15 protein-coding genes are annotated in these 17,303 nt (G+C 60.5%); 5 read left to right on the top strand and 10 right to left on the bottom strand.

What is annotated here, in order from left to right; translation table 11 throughout:
* Positions 1–124: 124 nt before the first annotated feature.
* Complete coding sequence (locus tag WMO44_RS13165; RefSeq protein WP_349152858.1) at positions 125–1,507, bottom strand: S1C family serine protease; 1,383 nt, start codon at positions 1,505–1,507, stop codon at positions 125–127.
* Positions 1,508–1,618: 111 nt separating this feature from the next.
* Here WMO44_RS13165 and mnmM point away from each other — a divergent pair, with 111 nt between their 5' ends.
* The 4 genes from mnmM (at position 1,619) to WMO44_RS13185 (ending at position 6,464) form a co-directional block, all read left to right on the top strand.
* Complete coding sequence (gene mnmM / locus WMO44_RS13170) at positions 1,619–2,578, top strand: tRNA 5-(aminomethyl)-2-thiouridylate-methyltransferase MnmM (RefSeq protein WP_349152859.1); 960 nt, start codon at positions 1,619–1,621, stop codon at positions 2,576–2,578.
* Between the two features lie 202 nt (positions 2,579–2,780).
* Positions 2,781–4,385 carry a peptide chain release factor 3 gene (locus WMO44_RS13175; RefSeq protein ID WP_349152860.1) on the top strand — a complete coding sequence of 535 codons (1,605 nt, stop codon included), beginning with the start codon at positions 2,781–2,783 and terminating at the stop codon, positions 4,383–4,385.
* 135 nt (positions 4,386–4,520) lie between these two features.
* The gene (locus WMO44_RS13180) at positions 4,521–5,504 is read left to right on the top strand and encodes an aldo/keto reductase (RefSeq protein WP_349152861.1); all 984 of its coding nucleotides are present in this window, start codon (positions 4,521–4,523) and stop codon (positions 5,502–5,504) included.
* A gap of 123 nt (positions 5,505–5,627) precedes the next feature.
* Positions 5,628–6,464 carry a patatin-like phospholipase family protein gene (locus tag WMO44_RS13185; protein ID WP_349152862.1) on the top strand — a complete coding sequence of 279 codons (837 nt, stop codon included), beginning with the start codon at positions 5,628–5,630 and terminating at the stop codon, positions 6,462–6,464.
* 127 nt (positions 6,465–6,591) lie between these two features.
* On the opposite strand, the gene WMO44_RS13190 is transcribed toward WMO44_RS13185, so the two are convergent.
* Both WMO44_RS13190 and WMO44_RS13195 read right to left on the bottom strand, forming a co-directional pair.
* Complete coding sequence (locus WMO44_RS13190; RefSeq protein ID WP_118658051.1) at positions 6,592–7,278, bottom strand: Crp/Fnr family transcriptional regulator; 687 nt, start codon at positions 7,276–7,278, stop codon at positions 6,592–6,594.
* A gap of 5 nt (positions 7,279–7,283) precedes the next feature.
* Positions 7,284–8,141 (bottom strand): NAD(P)/FAD-dependent oxidoreductase, encoded by an 858-nt coding sequence (locus WMO44_RS13195; protein WP_249254442.1) that lies wholly within the window; start codon positions 8,139–8,141, stop codon positions 7,284–7,286.
* Positions 8,142–8,310: 169 nt separating this feature from the next.
* Between WMO44_RS13195 and WMO44_RS13200 the strand changes: the two genes are divergently transcribed.
* Entirely contained in the window at positions 8,311–9,318 is a 1,008-nt protein-coding gene (locus WMO44_RS13200; RefSeq protein WP_055186189.1) for an asparaginase, read from the top strand.
* A 10-nt stretch (positions 9,319–9,328) separates the two neighbouring features.
* On the opposite strand, the gene WMO44_RS13205 is transcribed toward WMO44_RS13200, so the two are convergent.
* From WMO44_RS13205 to WMO44_RS13235, 7 genes are all read right to left on the bottom strand, one after another.
* On the bottom strand, positions 9,329–9,658 hold the full coding sequence (locus tag WMO44_RS13205; RefSeq protein WP_055186190.1) for a branched-chain amino acid transporter permease: 330 nt from the start codon (positions 9,656–9,658) through the stop codon (positions 9,329–9,331).
* Positions 9,655–10,398: an AzlC family ABC transporter permease gene (locus tag WMO44_RS13210; protein WP_349151106.1), complete on the bottom strand. Its 744-nt coding sequence runs from the start codon at positions 10,396–10,398 to the stop codon at positions 9,655–9,657. The genes WMO44_RS13205 and WMO44_RS13210 overlap by 4 nt, the downstream gene beginning before the upstream one ends.
* A gap of 445 nt (positions 10,399–10,843) precedes the next feature.
* Positions 10,844–13,510, bottom strand: a complete 2,667-nt coding sequence (locus tag WMO44_RS13215) for an EAL domain-containing protein (protein ID WP_349152863.1) — start codon at positions 13,508–13,510, stop codon at positions 10,844–10,846.
* A gap of 187 nt (positions 13,511–13,697) precedes the next feature.
* Entirely contained in the window at positions 13,698–14,783 is a 1,086-nt protein-coding gene (locus WMO44_RS13220; RefSeq protein WP_349152864.1) for a putative ABC transporter permease, read from the bottom strand.
* A gap of 15 nt (positions 14,784–14,798) precedes the next feature.
* Complete coding sequence (locus WMO44_RS13225; RefSeq protein WP_349152865.1) at positions 14,799–14,978, bottom strand: DUF6472 family protein; 180 nt, start codon at positions 14,976–14,978, stop codon at positions 14,799–14,801.
* Positions 14,971–15,738, bottom strand: coding sequence for a tRNA (guanosine(46)-N7)-methyltransferase TrmB (trmB, locus tag WMO44_RS13230; RefSeq protein ID WP_349152866.1), 768 nt, complete (start codon positions 15,736–15,738; stop codon positions 14,971–14,973). Before trmB ends, WMO44_RS13225 begins: the two co-directional genes overlap by 8 nt.
* On the bottom strand, positions 15,735–16,925 hold the full coding sequence (locus WMO44_RS13235; RefSeq protein WP_349152867.1) for an alanyl-tRNA editing protein: 1,191 nt from the start codon (positions 16,923–16,925) through the stop codon (positions 15,735–15,737). Before WMO44_RS13235 ends, trmB begins: the two co-directional genes overlap by 4 nt.
* Positions 16,926–17,303: the final 378 nt, after the last annotated feature.

Genomic DNA, 17,303 nt, shown 5'->3' on the forward strand with positions numbered 1-17,303 from the left:
GTTCTCTTTTGACATCAAAAGAGAACATCCCTCGGCAACAGCCTCTGCCCCCGCGGAGCGCGGTACAAACAAAAAAAGCGAGAGCCTTCCGAAAAAACGGAGGACTCTCGCCTTTTTACTATTTTCAGTTATTCTCTGCGCCCTTTTCGCCAAGGGTGACAGTAACGGTCTGCATCTGACCGCCGCGCGCGACGGTGATCTCGATGGTGTCACCGGCCTTGTGGTCCTGCATCAGGGTGCCAAGGTCGCTCTGGGTGGCCACCTCGCTGCCGTCTACGCTCACGATGCGGTCACCGGCCTGCAAGCCCGCCTTGTCGGCAGGGCCGCCCTTGACTACCTCCACGATGTAGACACCGTAGGCGTTCACGCCCAGCTGGGCGGCGGTCTGGGCGTTGGTCACGGCATAGTAGCTGATGCCCAGATAGGGACGCCCGGTCACATAGCCGTTTTCCAGCAGCTCCTGCGCCACCTTGACGGCGTCATTCACCGGGATGGCAAAGCCCAGACCCTCGGCATCGCTGTCGGAGGACTTTGCATTGACGATGCCCACCAGCTCGCCGTTCATGTTGAACAGGCCGCCGCCGGAGTTGCCGGGGCTGACGGAGGCATCCATCTGGATCAGAGACATGGTGTTGACAGAGCTGGAACCCTGAATGCTGACGCTGCGGTTCAGGGCGCTGACGATGCCGCTGGTCACGGTGCCGCCCAGCTCACCCAGGGGGTTGCCCACGGCCATGACGCTTTCGCCCACCTTCAGGCTGTCGCTGTTGCCCACGGTGGCAGGGGTCAGGCCGGTAGCATCGACTTTCACCACGGCGATATCACTGGTGGTATCCTCGCCCACCAGCGTAGCGGGGTAATCCTTGTCGCCGATGCTCACGGTGATGTTGGATGCCCCACTCACCACATGGGCGCAGGTGAGGATATAGCCATCCGAGCTGATGATGACGCCGCTGCCGGCGCCGCTCTCCACCTGACTCTGGCCGTACCAGGACCACTGGGAGTAGACCACCTGCTCGGTGGTGATGACCACCACGCTGGGGCTGACCATCTCAGCTACCTGTGCAGTGCTCAGACCGGTGCCGCTGGTGGCACTGATGGAATTGCCGGTGCTGTCGGTGCTGCTGTCAGAGCTGGCCGGGCGCTCCACCTGCTGGATGATCACCTTGCTGCCGCCGCCGTATTTTGCACCCACAAAGCCGCCCGCAAAGCCCATGGCTGCTGCCAGCACCAGCGCCACGACGCTGCGTGCCAGCTTTCCGCCGCCAGACTTCTTCTTGCGGCGGGGCTTTTCCGGCTGCGCCGGGGCGCTGTACTGCGGCTGCTCCGGCGGGGTGGGCGGCACGCTGCCGCCATCTGCCGGGGCGGTATAGGCCGGGCGCGCAGGCTGCGCTTCCGGCTCGTTGTACTGGTTTGCCGTGTTCATGCCGCTGCTGCCCACGTTGGGGTAGCCGGTCTCGTTATTGGAAGCGGAATAATCGTATTCCCACTTGTTCTCGTTTTCCATGTTACTACATCCTTCCCTCAAAGGCCGGTCCGCAGGGACATCTGTTCCTTTGAACTGTCCCTATTGTAACTGTCAAATGTGAAAATCAATCGCTTGCGCCGTGAAGAATATGTGAAATGCGGTCCTGTTTTTCTGCCCTTGACAGCCGCGCCGCCGCTTGCTATTGTAAGGGAAGAACATTTGCCCGTCAAGGAGGAGCTTTTTATGGAACTGCGCCGCACCGAACAGGGGTTTGCCCTGTATAAAGAAAAGGACTGCATCGGAGAGTGCACCCTCTCCCCCGCCCCCAAGGGCGCACAGCTTACCGCCCTGTGCATCCTGCCCCGGTGGCGGCGCAAGGGCTACGGCTCCTACCTGTTAAAAGAAGTATTGCGCAGCTTTGGCGGCTATGACCGGGAAGCTGCCACGGTGTTTACCGCCCCGCTGCCGGAAAACGCCGCTGAGCTTGCCTTCTGGGGCAAATTCGGCTTTGCCGCCGAGGGCGGGCAGCTGGTGCGCCGCCGCACCCCGGATTTAACGGCAGTCAAATTCGTGCAGGACTTTTTAGCCGCCCGGCTGGTGCACCCGCAGCTGTGCGTGGATGCCACCTGCGGCAACGGCGGCGACACCGCCTTTTTGTGCAATCTGACCGCCCCCGCCGGGCGGGTGCTGGCTTTTGACGTGCAGCCCGAAGCCATCCGCTCCACCCGCACCCGGCTGGAACAGGCAAATGTGCCCGCAGAGCGATACGAGCTTGTCTGCGGCAGCCACGCCGACTTATTACAGTATGTGCAGCCCGGCACTGCCGATGCAGTCATGTTCAACTTTGGCTGGCTGCCGGGGGCAGACCACGGGGTATTTTCCACCGCGCAGAGCAGCATCCCCGCCTTGCAGGCGGCGCTGCAGGCGGTGCGCCCCGGCGGCATCGTGAGCGCCATCCTGTACAGCGGGGCGGTCATCGGCTCGGACGAAAAACAGGCGGTGCTGCGTTTTCTGCGCGCACTTCCACTGAAAAGTTTCACCGTTCTGGTGTGTGATTTTGCCAATTGGGCCGAAACTGCCCCTCTGCCCTGCCTGATCCTGAAAAAATAACGAAAACCCTTGCATTATCACGCGTTTTCGTATAGAATAAAGTGCGTATGTGTAAAAACAAGAACCCTCTCAGTCACAGCTGACATCAGGCCGGAGAGGGTTTTCTCAGAAAGCAGGATGGAGGCTCCCATGTAAGACACCGCCTGTCTGCCATTCATTCTCTGCCTTGCAAAGGCAATTTTTATAGGAGAAACTACGATCTATGACAAATCGTGAAGAGATCGAACGCCGCAGGACGTTCGCCATCATCAGCCACCCCGACGCAGGTAAGACCACCCTTACCGAAAAGCTGCTGCTGTACGGTGGAGCCATCAATCAGGCTGGTTCCGTCAAGGGCAAGCAGAGCGCCAAGCACGCCGTGTCCGACTGGATGGACATTGAAAAGCAGCGTGGTATCTCGGTCACCTCTTCGGTGCTGCAGTTCAACTACGCCGGTAAGTGCGTGAACATTCTGGACACCCCCGGCCATCAGGACTTCTCGGAGGATACCTACCGCACCCTGATGGCGGCAGACTCTGCCGTCATGGTCATCGACGCCGCAAAGGGCGTTGAGGCGCAGACCATCAAGCTGTTCAAGGTGTGCACCCTGCGCCATATCCCCATTTTTACCTTCATCAACAAGATGGACCGCGAAGCCCGCGACCCCTTTGAGCTGATGGAGAACATCGAGGAGATTCTGGGCATCAAGACCTACCCCATGAACTGGCCCATCGGCTGCGGCAAGGAGTTCAAGGGCGTGTTCGACCGCAACGCACGCAAGGTGCTGGCTTTTTCCAGCGACGGCCGCGCCAACGGCGTGAAGAAGGTCAGCGAGACCGAGGCCGAGCTGGGCGACCCTGCACTGGACGAGCTGCTGACCCCCTATCTGCACCAGCAGCTGGTGGACGAGATCGAGCTGTTGGACGGCGCTGCCGAGGAGTTTGATCTGGAAAAGGTGCTGCGCGGTGAGCTGAGCCCCGTGTTCTTCGGCTCTGCATTGACCAACTTCGGCGTGGAGCCCTTCCTTGAAAACTTCCTGCGGCTCACCTCCGCCCCGCTGGCCCGCGTGGACAGCCTGACCGGCGAGCCGGTGGACCCCTGCCGGGACGAGTTCTCCGCTTTCATCTTTAAAATTCAGGCCAACATGAACAAGGCCCACCGCGACCGCATTGCCTTTATGCGCATCTGCTCCGGCAAGTTCGAGCGCGGCATGGAAGCCTACCATGTGCAGGAGGGCAAGAACATCAAGCTGGCCACCGGCACCCAGCTGATGGCGCAGGATCGCGCCATCGTGGACGAGGCCTACGCAGGCGACATCATCGGCCTGTTCGACCCGGGCATCTTCTCCATCGGCGATACCCTGTGCACCGGCAAAAAGAAGGTCCAGTTCGCAGGCATCCCCACCTTCTCTCCGGAGCACTTTGCCCGCATTGAGCAGAAGGACACCATGAAGCGCAAGCAGTTCGTGAAGGGTATGGAGCAGATCGCGCAGGAAGGCGCCATCCAGATCTTCCGCGAAGTGGGCGGCGGCATGGAAGAAGTGGTGGTCGGCGTGGTCGGCGTATTGCAGCTGGAAGTGCTGGAGTACCGCCTGAACACCGAATACAACGTGGAGATCCGCATGCAGCAGCTGCCCTTTGAGCAGCTGCGCTGGGTGCAGAACGACCCCGACACCTACAACCTGCGGGATCTGGACCTGACCAGCGATACCAAGGCTGTGGAGGACATGAAGGGCAACCGTCTGCTGCTGTTCACCTCCGACTGGGCGGTGCGCTGGGCGGAGACCCACAACGAGAGCTTGCAGCTGAGCGAGTTCGGCAACATCTGATAAAAGAGCGCTGCGGAGTGCATCTGCGCTCCACAGCCTTTTTTATATAGCAATCAAGAATACAACATAGAATGCCAGACATCAGAATGAGGGTTCCCATTGCGGGGAACACTGCTGGCACGGAGGGTAAAGGATATGCAGAATATCAACATTGGCAAAAGCGGCATCGCCGTGCCGTTTCTGGGCATGGGTACATGGGCCATCGGCGGCGGTGCATGGTGGGGTGATAACGATGACGCACTGTCGATAAAGGCCATCCAGACTGCCGTAGAGCAGGGCATCCAGTGGATCGACACTGCACCCATCTACGGGCTGTACCACAGCGAGGAAGTGGTGGGCGAGGCCATGAAGCACATCGACCGCGACAAGGTGGTGCTTTCCACCAAATGCGGCCTGGAGTGGCGGCACGAGTCTCCCATCCTGCACAAGGTAGTGGACGGCGTACAGGTGTACCGCGACCTTTCCGCCAAGAGCATCATCGAGGACGTGGAGGACAGCCTGCGCCGTCTGCACACCGACCATCTGGACGTGCTGTACACCCACTGGCAGAGCCCGGATTTTGGCGTGTATCCGCTGGAAGAGACCATGGAAGCCATGATGAAGCTGAAGGAGCAGGGCAAGATCCGCGCCATCGGTGCTTCCAACGTCACCTCCGACATCATCCGGGGCTACTGCAAGTACGGCCAGCTGGACGTCATTCAGGAAAAGTACAGCCTGCTGACCCGCCGCATTGAAAAGCAGCTGCTGCCCACCTGCAAGGAGCTGGGCGTCTCGGTACAGGCCTACTCCCCGCTGGAGCAGGGGCTTCTGACCGGCAAGGTGACCATGGACACCACCTACCCGGAGGGCAGCACCCGCAACACGAACCCCTGCTTCCAGCCCACCCGCCGGGCACAGGCGCTGGAACTGCTGGCAAAGTGGGGCGACCTGACCGAGAAGTACGACTGCACCATGGCGCAGCTGGTCATCGCCATGACCGCCCGCATGATCCCCGGGCTGCACGTCCTGTGCGGTGCCCGCAAGCCGGAGCAGGTACTGGACAACGCCGGTGCGCTGCACATCAAGCTGGACGGCGCCGACGCCGTCCGCATGAAGTGGGACGTGGACGCAATCTCCTAAACGCAAACCGGGCAGATGCCGTGAAAAGCACCTGTCCGGTTCTTTTTATCAAGTTTCGTGGATTGCCGATACCGTTTTTTCACAGAAAGACTATACTAAGGTGGAAAATGGAGGAATGAAACAATGAAGAACGGGATCATTGATGTGGGCGGCGGCCTGCGGGGCATTTACGGTGCCGGTGTGCTGGACCGCTGTCTGGAAGAGGGCATCCACTTCGACTGCTGTATCGGCGTGTCGGCGGGCAGTGCCAATATGAGCTCCTACATTGCAGGCCAGCATGGCCGGAACAAGCCCTTTTATGATGAATACAGCTTCCGCAAGGAATACATGAGTGTGAAAAATCTGGTGCAGAAGCATTCTTATCTCGATCTGGGGTATGTCTATGGTACCCTGAGCAACCGGGGCGGCGAGAACCCGCTGGATTACCCCGCCATGATGGCAGACCCGGCAGAGATGATCGTGGTGGCTACGGATGCCCGCACCGGAAAGGCCCGATATTTTACGAAAGCGGCGATGAAGCAGGACGACTACACCCCGCTTATGGCCTCCTGCTGCATCCCGGTGGTGGATCAGCCCATCTTTATTGAGGGTACACCTTATTATGATGGCGGCCTTGCCGACCCGGTGCCGCTGGAAAAGGCATTGGAGATGGGCTGTGACCGGGTGGCAGTCATCCTGACAAAGCCTGTGACGGCTGAGCGGAACAATAAGCGGGACGAAAGGCTCTCCCGTCTCATCTGCCGCAGATACCCGGAGGCCGCCAAAGGGCTGACCCAGCGTGCCCGGCGGTACAATGACGCTGTCCACAAGGCCCTTGCCATGGAGCAGGAAGGCAAAGCCTGTGTCATTGCCCCGGACAGCACCGAGGGCATGTCCACCTTGACCAAAGACAAAGAGAGCCTGGAAAAGATGTACGAGAAGGGCCGCAGGGATGCGGAGAAGCTTCTCCAATGGTACTGATCAAAATGAAAGGGACTGTTGCACAAGGAAGAAAGCCTGTGCAACAGCCCCTTTTATTTTTGAAACCCTCTCAGTCACGCCTTGCGGCGTGACTGAGAGGGTTTGTCCCCGCGCAAAAAAGAAAAACTTATTCTCCTCTTGCCAGCGCTTGCAGCTTTTGCTTGTCCAGCACCTGCACCCCGCCGCGGTACAGGCGTACCCAGCCCTCCTGCGCAAAGTATTTGAGCATCCGGCTCACTACCTCGCGGGCAGAGCCCATGTACTTTGCCATCTGGTCGTGGGTCATGCGGAGGTCCGCGCCGCCGGTCTTGGCAAGCTCGTCGGTCAGAAAAATCGCCAGCCGCCGGTCGGCACTCATGAACAGAATCTGCTGCATCGTCCACATGGTATCGGAAAAGCGCTCTGCCGTCATCTGGTAGGCGTAGCAGCGCACATAGACGTTTTCCTGCATCAGCTGCCGGAAGATGCCCGCGCTGATGCACAGCGCTTCGGTGTCCTCCTCGGCATCGATGTAAAGGTCGATGTTCACCGCGTCCATCACGCAGGAGGCGGACAGGATGCACACCTCCCCGCCGAACAGGCGGTACAGTGTCACGTCCCTGCCGTCCTCGGACAGTAGATAGGAGCGCAGCTGCCCGCTGCGCAGTAAAAGGATGCCCACACAGCTTTCCAGCGGGCTGTGCACCCGGGCGCCTTTGGCGTAGTGCACCGGGCGGGTAAAGCGGCACAGCCGCTCCTGCTCTGCCGGGGTCAGCTGCTCCCAGAACGGGAACGCACAGGCCAGACACCGGGCGTGCGGAGATGTTTCAGCCATACGGCTCACCCCTTTCGCAGCGCCTTGGCGGCTTCCGTACCCGCCAGTGCGCCCTCATAGACCGCTTTTGCCACCTGCAGCAGCCCGCCGGTGCAGTCTCCGGCGGCGTACAGGCCGGGCACGGTGGTCTGCATCTTATCGTCCACCACGATGCGGCTGCCCTCTACGGCAGCGCCCAGCTTTCGGGCAAGTGCGGTACTGCCCGCCACGCCCAGCGCCACAAATACGCCGGATACCTCCCGCACCGCGCCGCCCGCCAGCTGCACGCCGGTGACGGTCTGCTCGCCCAGAATGGCTTCCACTTTCTGGGTGCAGACGGCTACCTCGGGCGGGAAGTCTGCGGTCAGAGCTGCGCCGTTCGTCAGCAGGGTGACGCTTTTTACCACCGGCAAAAGCGCCTGCACCTCATGCAGGGCGTACTCGCCGCTGCCCAGCACCGCCACGTCCTTGCCGCGGTAGAAAAAGGCATCACAGGCGGCGCACCAGCTTACGCCGTGGCCTTCCAGCCCGGTCAGCCCCGGGATGCGGGGAACCGCGCGGGAAGCACCCGTTGCCAGAATGACCGCGTCTGCCGGGTACGCGCCTGCCAGCGTTTCCACGGTCAAACGGTCGGTCCATGTCAGCCCCACGGCCTCGGTCTGCACAAACTGCACCCCCAGCCGCCGGGCGTTCTCGATGCTGCGGCGTTCCAGCTCCGGCCCGGAGACCGGCTGGGCGAAGCCGTAATAGTTTTCGATCTTTTCGGCGCGCGCCAGCGCCCCGGAGCCCTTGGTCAGCACGGTGGTCTGCACCCCGGCGCGCACGGCGTACAAAGCGGCGGACACCCCCGCCGGGCCGGAACCTACGATGACGATGTTGGACATGGTGTTGCTCCTTTGCATGGTTCTTTTGCCCTTATTATACACCAAAGCCGCGCAGATTTCTGTGACCGGGTCGCAAAAACTTTTTGGGCGGCGGGCACTGTTCAAGCCCCGGGGCGTGTGCTATACTGTTGTCATGTTGAAATCTACTGCCACAGGGGGCTTTTGTTCTATGTCCAAACAACGTCTGCTTTTCATCACCACCGGCGGCACCATTGCCAGCGTGCGCACCCAGCAGGGGTTAAAGCCCGTGCTTAGCAGCGAGGAACTGCTTGCCCATCTGCCGGAGCTGAAGGAGCTGTGCTGCCCGGAAACGCTGGCGCTGTGCAGCATCGACAGTACCGACCTCGGGCAGGAGCACTGGCTCATGATGGCACGCGCCATTCAGGAAAACTACGCCTTGTACGATGGCTTTATCATCTGCCACGGCACGGATACGCTGGCCTACTCTGCGGCGGCACTCTCCTATCTCATCCAGAACGCGGATAAGCCCATCATCCTCACCGGCGCGCAGCAGCCCATCTCCAACGAGATCACGGATGCCAAGAAAAACCTGCGGGACAGCGTGGTCTGCGCCATCGACCCGGGCAGCCGGGGCGTGATGGTGGTGTTTGGCGGGCACGTCATCGCGGGCACCCGCGCCAAGAAGAACAAGACCATCAGCTACGACGCCTTTGCCTCGGTCAACTTCCCGGAGCTGGCGCTGGTGCAGGGCGACCGGCTGGTGCGGTACATCCCCTCGCCGTGGCCCACCGGCCCGGTGGAGTTCAGCCGCACGCTGGACAGCCGGGTGTTCCTGCTCAAGCTGACGCCCGGCATGTCCCCGGCGCTCATCCCGGAGATCTTCCGTCTGTACGACTGCGTCATCGTGGAAAGCTTCGGCGTGGGCGGCATCCCGCAGCAGCTGATGGACGCCTTTGCCGCCGGGCTGGGCGATTACGAGACCACCCACAAGGTACTCATCATGACCACGCAGGTCACCTACGAGGGCAGCGACGTGGGCGTGTACGAGGTGGGCAAGCGGGTGCGCAACCGCTTCCGCTTCTTGGAAGCCCACGATATGACCATCGAGGCGGTGGTGACCAAAAGTATGTGGCTGCTGGCGCAGAACTGCGAAAGCTTTGACCAGCTGCAGCAGCGATTCTACCGTCAGGTGAACTTTGACACCTTCTATCACTGAGCATCACTGCTCAGAACACCAGCTGCACCAGCAGTACATAGCAAAGGGTGCCCCCGGCTACGCTGAGCAGAGTCTGGTGCTTCCACTTGTGCAGCGCGATGGTGGCCAGCAGCGCAAGCGCTTCCGGGATGCCGTGGCTGCCGGAGAACGGGGTGACACCCTTCAGGCAATAGACGATGAGCATCCCGAAAATAGCGGCGGGCAGCACCCGCCCCAGATACCGCACCACCTCCGGCGGCTGCTGCTCCTTGCTGGAAAAGACCAGAAACGGCAAAAAACGGGTAAGCATGGTGGCAGCGGTGCACACCGCAATGGTAAGCCCCATCTGAACTGCTGTCATTCCTCTACCTCCCCGGCTGCTTTTTCCATCGGACGGCGCAAAGCCAGCAGCAGCACCAGAATGCCAGCCATGGACGGCAGCAGAAAGCTGCCGGAGCCAAATACAATCAGACACACCAGCGGCACGGCAAGCCCGATCAGGGCACTGCCGTGCTGCTGATCTTTTTCCCACTGGTTCAGGAAGATGACCGTGAACATTGCGGTCATGACAAAATCCACGCCCTCGGTGCTGAAGGGCAGCACGGTGCCCAGCGCAGCCCCAAGCCCGGCGCTGCCCACCCAGTAAAGCTGATCCAGCAGGGTGATGAAGAACATGAACCAGCCCTTGTCCACCCCTTCCGGCGGCGTTGCCGAGCAGGTGATGGAAAAGGTCTCGTCGCTCATGGCAAAGATCATGTAAAAGCTGCGCCAGCCGTAGCCCTTATAGCGCTCCAGCATGGCAAGGCCGTAGAACAGGTGCCGCGCTTGGATCATCAGCGCCATCAGAAAGGCCGACAGCGGCGAGAACGCGCCCAGCAGCAGGCTTGCCAGCACGAACTCCAGCGAGCCGCCGTACACAACAGTGCCCATGAGCATGGGCATCCACACCGGCAGCCCCAAGGACTGCACATAGATGCCGTAGCCCAGCCCCAGCACAAAATAACCCGCCAGCACCGGGATGGTCTGCGGAAAAGCCGCCCGCAGCGCCCGCAGGCAGGGGTGCGGCAGAGCGGGAGAAACGGTTCGGGACAGATGCTGCATAGAAAAGCTCCTTGCTTTGCGGGAACAGCGGGCGGTGCCCATATACCCACATAGATTGTATGGAATAAGTAATTTCTATTATAGCACATCCCGGCGCTTTTGCAAGACAGTGGGCATCCTGCCGCCGGGACGATTTGGAATGGCCTCCGCTTGCTTCCGGGTTGCGGCACCCAGCATCCGCATCGTGCCTTGGGCGGCACTTGCGTCTTGCTGGCCGCTGCCCCAACAACGCCTCCCTGTTTCCGCCGCTGGCGGCGGTCGTCGTCGTTGCTAGCCATATTCAGCGGAAAAATTATTTTTTATTTCGGAATACCGGAGCGTCTGCGGACGCTCCGGTATTCCATTTTCACGGGTGGGGTCGTGGAGGAAAACGGCATTTATCCCCGACAAACGCAAAAGCAGCCAGACCGGACGGTCTGGCTGCTTTTCTGCTTATAAGAATATTTTACTCTACATCTTCATCCGCGAAGATCCACAGCACCTCGTTGATATGGGAGCCGCTGCGGGAGTATGGGGTCACACGGATGCAGAAGCTGCGGCCATCCGTCTTGCGGTAGCGGTGCTCCAGCAGGTTACTGCTGAACACGGTGCTGCGCACAAGGCCGAAATCGAACAACTTTGCAAAGTTTTCTCTGTCCTCGGGCGCTACCAGCGTGTCGCGGTAGTGGGTCAGCGCTGCGCGGAAGGAGCCGCCGCAGGTGTCCAGAACGGACTGGAAGTAGTCCGGCACAATAATGGGGCGCACGGTGTCCTGCTGCAAGTCCACCACGATTACTGTCTTGTATTTGGGGGCAAGCACCTTCAAAAAGTGCTCCGCGTCCCGCTTTTCCTGCAAGGTGCGCTCCATCTTTTCGTTCAGGCCTTCCAGCTGGCGGGCACGGCCGTTGTGGTCGTAGTAAGCCTGCCGGTCCTGCCGCATGGCAGCCTCGGCCTTGGCGACAGCTTCGTCCAGATGGCGCAGGTCGGTAGTCTGCTGGATGCCTACGGAAATAGCATAGTCCTTTTCCTTCAGGAAGGCGCGCATCCGGTCTGCGGTGCTCCACACACTGTAAGGCGGCTCGTTGGGGGTAAAGATGACAAATTCATCGCTGCCAATGCGGTACACCCGGCTGGTAGCAAAGAACTTGCGGGCGGCGTTTGCCAGACAGCACAGCAGGGTGTCGCCGCTGCGATGACCCAGATGCTCGTTTACCTCGTGCATCCCCACCACATCAATGTAGGTGCACACCACGGATTCGTATCCGCTGTTGGGCAGCTCCCGCAGGTCGGCTTCGTACCGGCTGCGGTTGGCAAGACCGGTCAGGGTGTCGTGGCTGTAAGAGAAGTCCAGCTCCTCGCTGAGCTGGTCGGCCTGTGCGTCGTTGCGCACCAGCACGGTCGCCCACGGGTTCTGAGCACAGCAGCCCCGGCAGGGCAGCACCTCTGTGGTGACCCAGATATACTGGCCGGACACGTTCTCGCGGTAGCGGTAGAACTCCGGCGCAGTGGCGTGGTACAGCACAGAGCGCAAGGCCTCCAGATCGGTCTGCTCCAAAAACAGGTCTGCGTCCTCCTCGTGCACGATCTTCTCGTTCACCATGCGGTCGCAGTAGTTGACAAAATCTTCTTCTTTTTCCAGATCCGGATCCAGCAGGCGGGCGTCCCGCTTGATCACCCGGTACGCACCGGTGGCAAGGTTCAGCAGCGAGATCTCCAGCACGTTATCGGTAAAGATCTGGTACGCCTGCAAGGCCAGCGCGGTCTTTTCGGTGCCCGGGTTCTCCACCCGGCGGTCACGGCGCATCAGGTCGCGGCGCAGATCCCAGTAATCCTGATTGGTGGGATCTGCCAGCAGCTTTTCGGCGTTTTCCACCGGCATGGGCTTGAAGAAATAGTAGCCCTGCGAGTACAGGCAGTCTGCGGCTTGCAGCATGGACACCTGTTCCGGGGTCTCCACGCCCTCGGCGATGATGGGCAGATTCAGCCGGTGCGCCATATCCACCACCGACTCCACGATCTGCACGCCCTTGCTGCGGTTCTCCTGGTTCATGTCGATGAGCTTCATGTCCAGCTTGATGGCATCGACGTTGGTATCCTTGAGCATATTCAGCGAGGAATACCCGCTGCCGAAGTCGTCCATCATGACCGAGAAGCCCTTGCGGTGCAGCCCCTGAATGGCGTTTTCCACCATCTGGGTGTCCTCGGCCACCATGGTCTCGGTGATCTCAGCCAGCAGAAGCTTTGGCTCCAGCTTATATTTTTCCACCAGATCTGCAAAGATCTGCGGCACATCCAAGTTCAGGATATCCTGCACCGAAACGTTCACCGACACCGGTACAAGGTTGCTGCCGCTTTCCTGCCACTTCTGCAGGGTCTGGCAGACGGATTCCCAGATGTACTGGTCCAGCCTTGTCACAAGGCCGGTGCGCTCCAGCAGCGGCATGAACTCGGCGGGAGGAACGCAGCCCCGGGTGGGGTGGTTCCAGCGCACCAGCGCTTCCATGCCCACGATGGCGCGGGTGATGCTGTTACACTTGGGCTGCAGGAAGAAGCAGAATTCGTGGTTGTCCAGTGCGTGCTCCAGCTCGCCCAGCAGCTGCTGCTGTTCTTTCAGCTCGTTGAGCATGGTGGGCTCAAAGCGGTGCAGGTAGCCGCTGTCTGTCGTTACACCGGCAATCTGCGCGTAGTTGCATAGGGTGGCGGCATCTGCGCCGGGGTTTGCCTGCACGGGGCACACGCCCATTACCACAAAGAAGGTGACATCCTGTCTGTCGGCATTCATGCAGGCTTGCAGCGTGGCAAGCACAGCGGTCTGCTCGGCTTTTTCGTCCGGCAGGCACAGGAAAAAGTCATCATTTCCAAAATAGCCCACAGGATAGCCGGTCTGCTTGCTGTAACCCAGCAGACAGTTTGCCACCGTTTCCAGCAGAGCATCGCCCTTTTCGGTGCCGTAAAGCTCGTTATAAAGCTTGAAGTGCTGGATATCCACAGCGGCGACAGCCCATTCCGTTCCCTGATGCGCGGTCAGGAATGTATGCAGGGCCTGTAAAAATGCGTCCTTGCGGTCGATTCGCTCCAACGCAGCAGATGCCGGTGCGGTGACATCTGTTTTGGTCTTTCGTTCCTCTGACATGACGATTCCTCACAATTTGGATAGATTGAATGCGGATAAGCCGATTGCGGTCGGTTTGTATACTTTATAATCAGTATAACACGGTTTCAGTCGTTTTGAAATAGTTTTTTCACACTTTATAACAACATTATTCGAGCAAAGCGCAACAAAAATGCCACACACGGCAGCGCCGGTGCGGCATTCGGGATCATTTGGTATTCTTGTTGTCGTCCTTGTTTTCCTGTTCGGCGCGGTGCAGCATCTCCCGCAATGTGGGCAGGGTGCGCAGCTTTTTGCCGTGCCGGAGCTTCGGGTAGGCGCGCAGCATACGGCGCGGGCCCACGATGCGGGGGGTGCGCAGCAGCTGTGCCTGCATCTCCTCACTGCGGGCTTGCAGCTCTGCTGCCAGCTGTTCCAGCTGCAACAATTCAGCAGCGCGCTCGGCGGTGCCCTTGGCAGCAAGGCGGGCGGCGTTGGCAGCTTCGGCAGCGTTCAGGCGGGCGTCCTCGCTGGCGCGGCGGGCAGCTTCGCTGGCCTCGGCGGCCTTGGCGCGGATGGCAGCCAGCGTCTCACGGGCAGAGGGACGCTTTTCGGCGGCGTCCCGCGCCTCGGCGGCGGCAAGCTTGAATTGCAGCCGTCCCTCGTCCAGTTTCTGGTCGGCGTTCAGGGTGGTGGTGCCCAGCAGCTGGGTCATGGCGTCGCTGACGGCGTGGATACTGTCGCCCAGCTGCTCCATGGTGTCCAGCGTATCGGCCAGTGCAGAGGCAGCAATGGCGGTAGCCACCACGTCCACCGCATATACGGCATACAGAAAGCACATGAGGATGACCCCCACAAAGGGCGGGATCAGGGCTACAAGGTCGGCCACCACCGGGTGCACGATGCGCATGACCACCAGCGTGCCCACGCCCCACAGCAGGCAGAATTCCAGACAGATATAGCCCCCGATATTAAAGGGAAAATCGCTGTAATCCCACCAGCGGGTGTGGTAGAGCTTATACAGCGCCCAGCCGCCCACCAGTTCCAGCGCACTGGGCAGGATGACGCCGCCTATATACAGCAGCAGGATGCTGTGCTGCAAGGGCGTAAGGGCAAACAGCACGATGATCATGCCAAAGCCGTAGATGGGGCAGACCGGGCCGTTGAGGAAGCCCCGGTTCACCAGCTGACCGGTGGTGGCGGCGGCGTAGATGACCTCCAGACACCAGCCTATACAGGAGTAGATTAGGAAATAGGCCAGAATATGGTACAGCGAAAAGCCGCATACCACGGTATCGGTAAGAAAGCTTACCATAGGCACCTCCGTTCTTCAGTTCTGTTTGGATACGATCTTATATTCGTCCCCCGGCTCAAAAAAGGGACAGGCAGCGGTGCTGTGGGCAAGATAGCGTGCCATCTCGTCCTCGTCCAGCGCAGCGCCCTGCGCGCAGTAGTAGCTGCCGTATTCGTCCTGAATATTATTCAGGCACAGCTCACAGGGGTCAGACATTTCCTTCGCCTTCCTGCGCGGCGGCTTCGGCAGCGGCAGCTTCGCGTGCCATCCGCTTGAGCACCTTGGGGTCTACCCATGTCACGCTGTCGGCACCGGGCTTCTTGCGGGCAATGAGTGCCTTGATTTTAATTCCCATCTCGGTGAACATGCCCTCGTGCTCGGTGCGGATGTTCCACTCCGGCTCGTTCTCGTGGAGATCGTAGGTGATCCACTCGATGTCGTAGCCGGAAGCGGGGAAATACTCCACGCTGTCCCGGAACAGGTCGTCGTCGTCGGTCTTGAAGTAGATCTCGCCGCCGTCCTTCAGAAACTCCCGGTAGGCGATGAGCTGGCGCGGGTAGGTAAGGCGGTGCTTGTGGGAGGAGTCGTTCTTGCTCCACGGGTTGCAGAAGTTGATATAGATGCGGCTGACTTCATCCTCCGGGGTGATGACGCCCTTGATGCGCTCGATATCGGTGCTCATGATCTTCACGTTGTCGATGGGGTGCCCCGCTGCCTGATAGGCGGCTTCGATCTTGCGCTTGGCAAGGATGAGCACCTTGTCGGTGATGTCGATGCCCAGATAGTTGTTTTCCGGGTGGGCGCAGGCCAGCTGGGAGATGAAGCCGCCCTTGCCGCAGCCCAGTTCCAGAATAAAGGGCTGCTCCGGGCGGGCATACTGGCCGTGCCATTTGCCGCCCCAGATGAGGGGCTCGTGCACATGGAAATCCGCAGCCATCAGTTCGTCGTGGGCATAGGGTTTGAAACGCATTCTCATAGTTTGTTGTTCTCCTTCAAAAATCTCTCCACCTGCTCCGGGGTGGCGGCGCAGCTGCCCTGACAGATGCCGGGCTTGCCGCCGCCGCGTCCGTTCAGGGCGGCGTTCAGTGCTTTGGTCAGGGCGCGCACATCGCCGTCCCGCTGGGCAAGGCAGTAGCCGGTGCCCTTTTCGGTGGGGGTCAGGGCGGCGCACAGGCCGGTGGTGGCTTCGGTCAGACGCACAGCCAGCCGGTGCAGCCCGTCCGGGTCCAGTCCCGGCAGGGTGCGGATGGCGTCCGCATCGGGCGCGGTCAGCTGCGCAAGGGCGTCAAACAGCTGGCTGCACAGTCCAAAGTGTGTAAACTTGAGTGCGGTATACTCGTCGTAGACACGATGCACCGCCACAGCGGTCTGGTCGGCCTTGGCAGAGAGCAGCGCACCGACGTCTGCCTGCCGGGCGCGCATGGCCTGCGCCGCCGCCAGTGCACGGGCGCCGCACACTACGCTCAGTCGCACACCGCCCTTGTAGTTCTCGCTGGCAAGGATCTTGATCTGCCCCACCTGACCGGTGGTGCGGGTGTGGGTGCCGCAGCAGGCGCAGACGTCCGCGCCCGGGATGGTCACAATGCGCACCTGCCCCTCGATTGCCTTTTTGGAGCGGTAGACAAGGGCGGCAAGCTCTTCCCGGGTGGGGTAGCTGACCAGCACCGGCACATCCTGCCACACGATGCGGTTGGCGGCAAGCTCCGCCTGCCGCAGCCCCTCGGGGCTGATGGGCACACTGGTGTCCATGCGCACGGCCTCGGTGCCCACATGGAAACCCACGTTCTCTGCCCCGAACATCTGGTGCAAAATGCCGGAGAGGATATGCTCGCCGGTGTGCTGCTGCATCTTATCGAACCGCCAGTCCCAGTCGATGCAGCCGGCAACGGCTGTGCCGGGTGCTGCGGCAGCAGGCAGGGCATCCACCGTATGCCAGATGATGCCCGCCTGCTCGTGGACGTCCTGCACCCGCAGCACCGTGCCGTCCGGCAGGGTCAGCGTGCCCCGGTCGGCGGGCTGACCGCCGCCCTCCGGGTAGAACACCGTGCCGTCCAGCGCAATGCGCCCGCCGCCGGTCTTTTCGTCCGGCTCTGCGGCAAGGATGACGCTTTTGCATCCGGTGCGGAAAGCGTCCTGCTCAAAATATTTTTCTGTGCGCTGCATCGCGCGAGTACCTCCTGTAGATAGAACGATTGAAAATGCCCTCCGCTTGCGCTCTGGGCATATTCAGCGGAAAATTATTTTTTATTTCGCGTTTGTCGCGCTCTGCGGAGCGCTCCAAACGCTATTTTCACGGAGAGGGGTCGTAACCCCAAACTGCATTTGCAGCGCCGCTTTCTACGAAAGCGCGGCGCTGCGGGCGAGCGCTTGCTCCCCCGAGAGGGCCGACTTCCCCCGGTCGGGGGAAGATGTCACCGCAGGTGACAAAAAGGGGAATCTGTCGCGCAGCGACTGAGGGGCTTTTAATGGAGAAGCGAAAAAAGCGTTAAAGCGATAGCGCCGACTGGCGCAGCGCTAGCTTTTTTGTGCTTCGACTTCTTC

Source organism: Faecalibacterium tardum, from assembly GCF_040096515.1.
In the GTDB taxonomy this organism is placed as follows: domain Bacteria; phylum Bacillota; class Clostridia; order Oscillospirales; family Ruminococcaceae; genus Faecalibacterium; species Faecalibacterium tardum.

What these genes read in the sequence shown, in the direction of transcription:
- WMO44_RS13165 (WP_349152858.1), bottom strand. Translation starts at nt 1,507, where the DNA reads ATGGAAAACGAGAACAAGTGGGAATACGATTATTCCGCTTCCAATAAC.
- WMO44_RS13175 (WP_349152860.1), top strand. Translation starts at nt 2,781, where the DNA reads ATGACAAATCGTGAAGAGATCGAACGCCGCAGGACGTTCGCCATCATC.
- WMO44_RS13180 (WP_349152861.1), top strand. Translation starts at nt 4,521, where the DNA reads ATGCAGAATATCAACATTGGCAAAAGCGGCATCGCCGTGCCGTTTCTG.
- WMO44_RS13185 (WP_349152862.1), top strand. Translation starts at nt 5,628, where the DNA reads ATGAAGAACGGGATCATTGATGTGGGCGGCGGCCTGCGGGGCATTTAC.
- WMO44_RS13190 (WP_118658051.1), bottom strand. Translation starts at nt 7,278, where the DNA reads ATGGCTGAAACATCTCCGCACGCCCGGTGTCTGGCCTGTGCGTTCCCG.
- WMO44_RS13195 (WP_249254442.1), bottom strand. Translation starts at nt 8,141, where the DNA reads ATGTCCAACATCGTCATCGTAGGTTCCGGCCCGGCGGGGGTGTCCGCC.
- WMO44_RS13200 (WP_055186189.1), top strand. Translation starts at nt 8,311, where the DNA reads ATGTCCAAACAACGTCTGCTTTTCATCACCACCGGCGGCACCATTGCC.
- WMO44_RS13205 (WP_055186190.1), bottom strand. Translation starts at nt 9,658, where the DNA reads ATGACAGCAGTTCAGATGGGGCTTACCATTGCGGTGTGCACCGCTGCC.
- WMO44_RS13210 (WP_349151106.1), bottom strand. Translation starts at nt 10,398, where the DNA reads ATGCAGCATCTGTCCCGAACCGTTTCTCCCGCTCTGCCGCACCCCTGC.
- WMO44_RS13215 (WP_349152863.1), bottom strand. Translation starts at nt 13,510, where the DNA reads ATGTCAGAGGAACGAAAGACCAAAACAGATGTCACCGCACCGGCATCT.
- WMO44_RS13220 (WP_349152864.1), bottom strand. Translation starts at nt 14,783, where the DNA reads ATGGTAAGCTTTCTTACCGATACCGTGGTATGCGGCTTTTCGCTGTAC.
- WMO44_RS13225 (WP_349152865.1), bottom strand. Translation starts at nt 14,978, where the DNA reads ATGTCTGACCCCTGTGAGCTGTGCCTGAATAATATTCAGGACGAATAC.
- trmB (WP_349152866.1), bottom strand. Translation starts at nt 15,738, where the DNA reads ATGAGAATGCGTTTCAAACCCTATGCCCACGACGAACTGATGGCTGCG.
- WMO44_RS13235 (WP_349152867.1), bottom strand. Translation starts at nt 16,925, where the DNA reads ATGCAGCGCACAGAAAAATATTTTGAGCAGGACGCTTTCCGCACCGGA.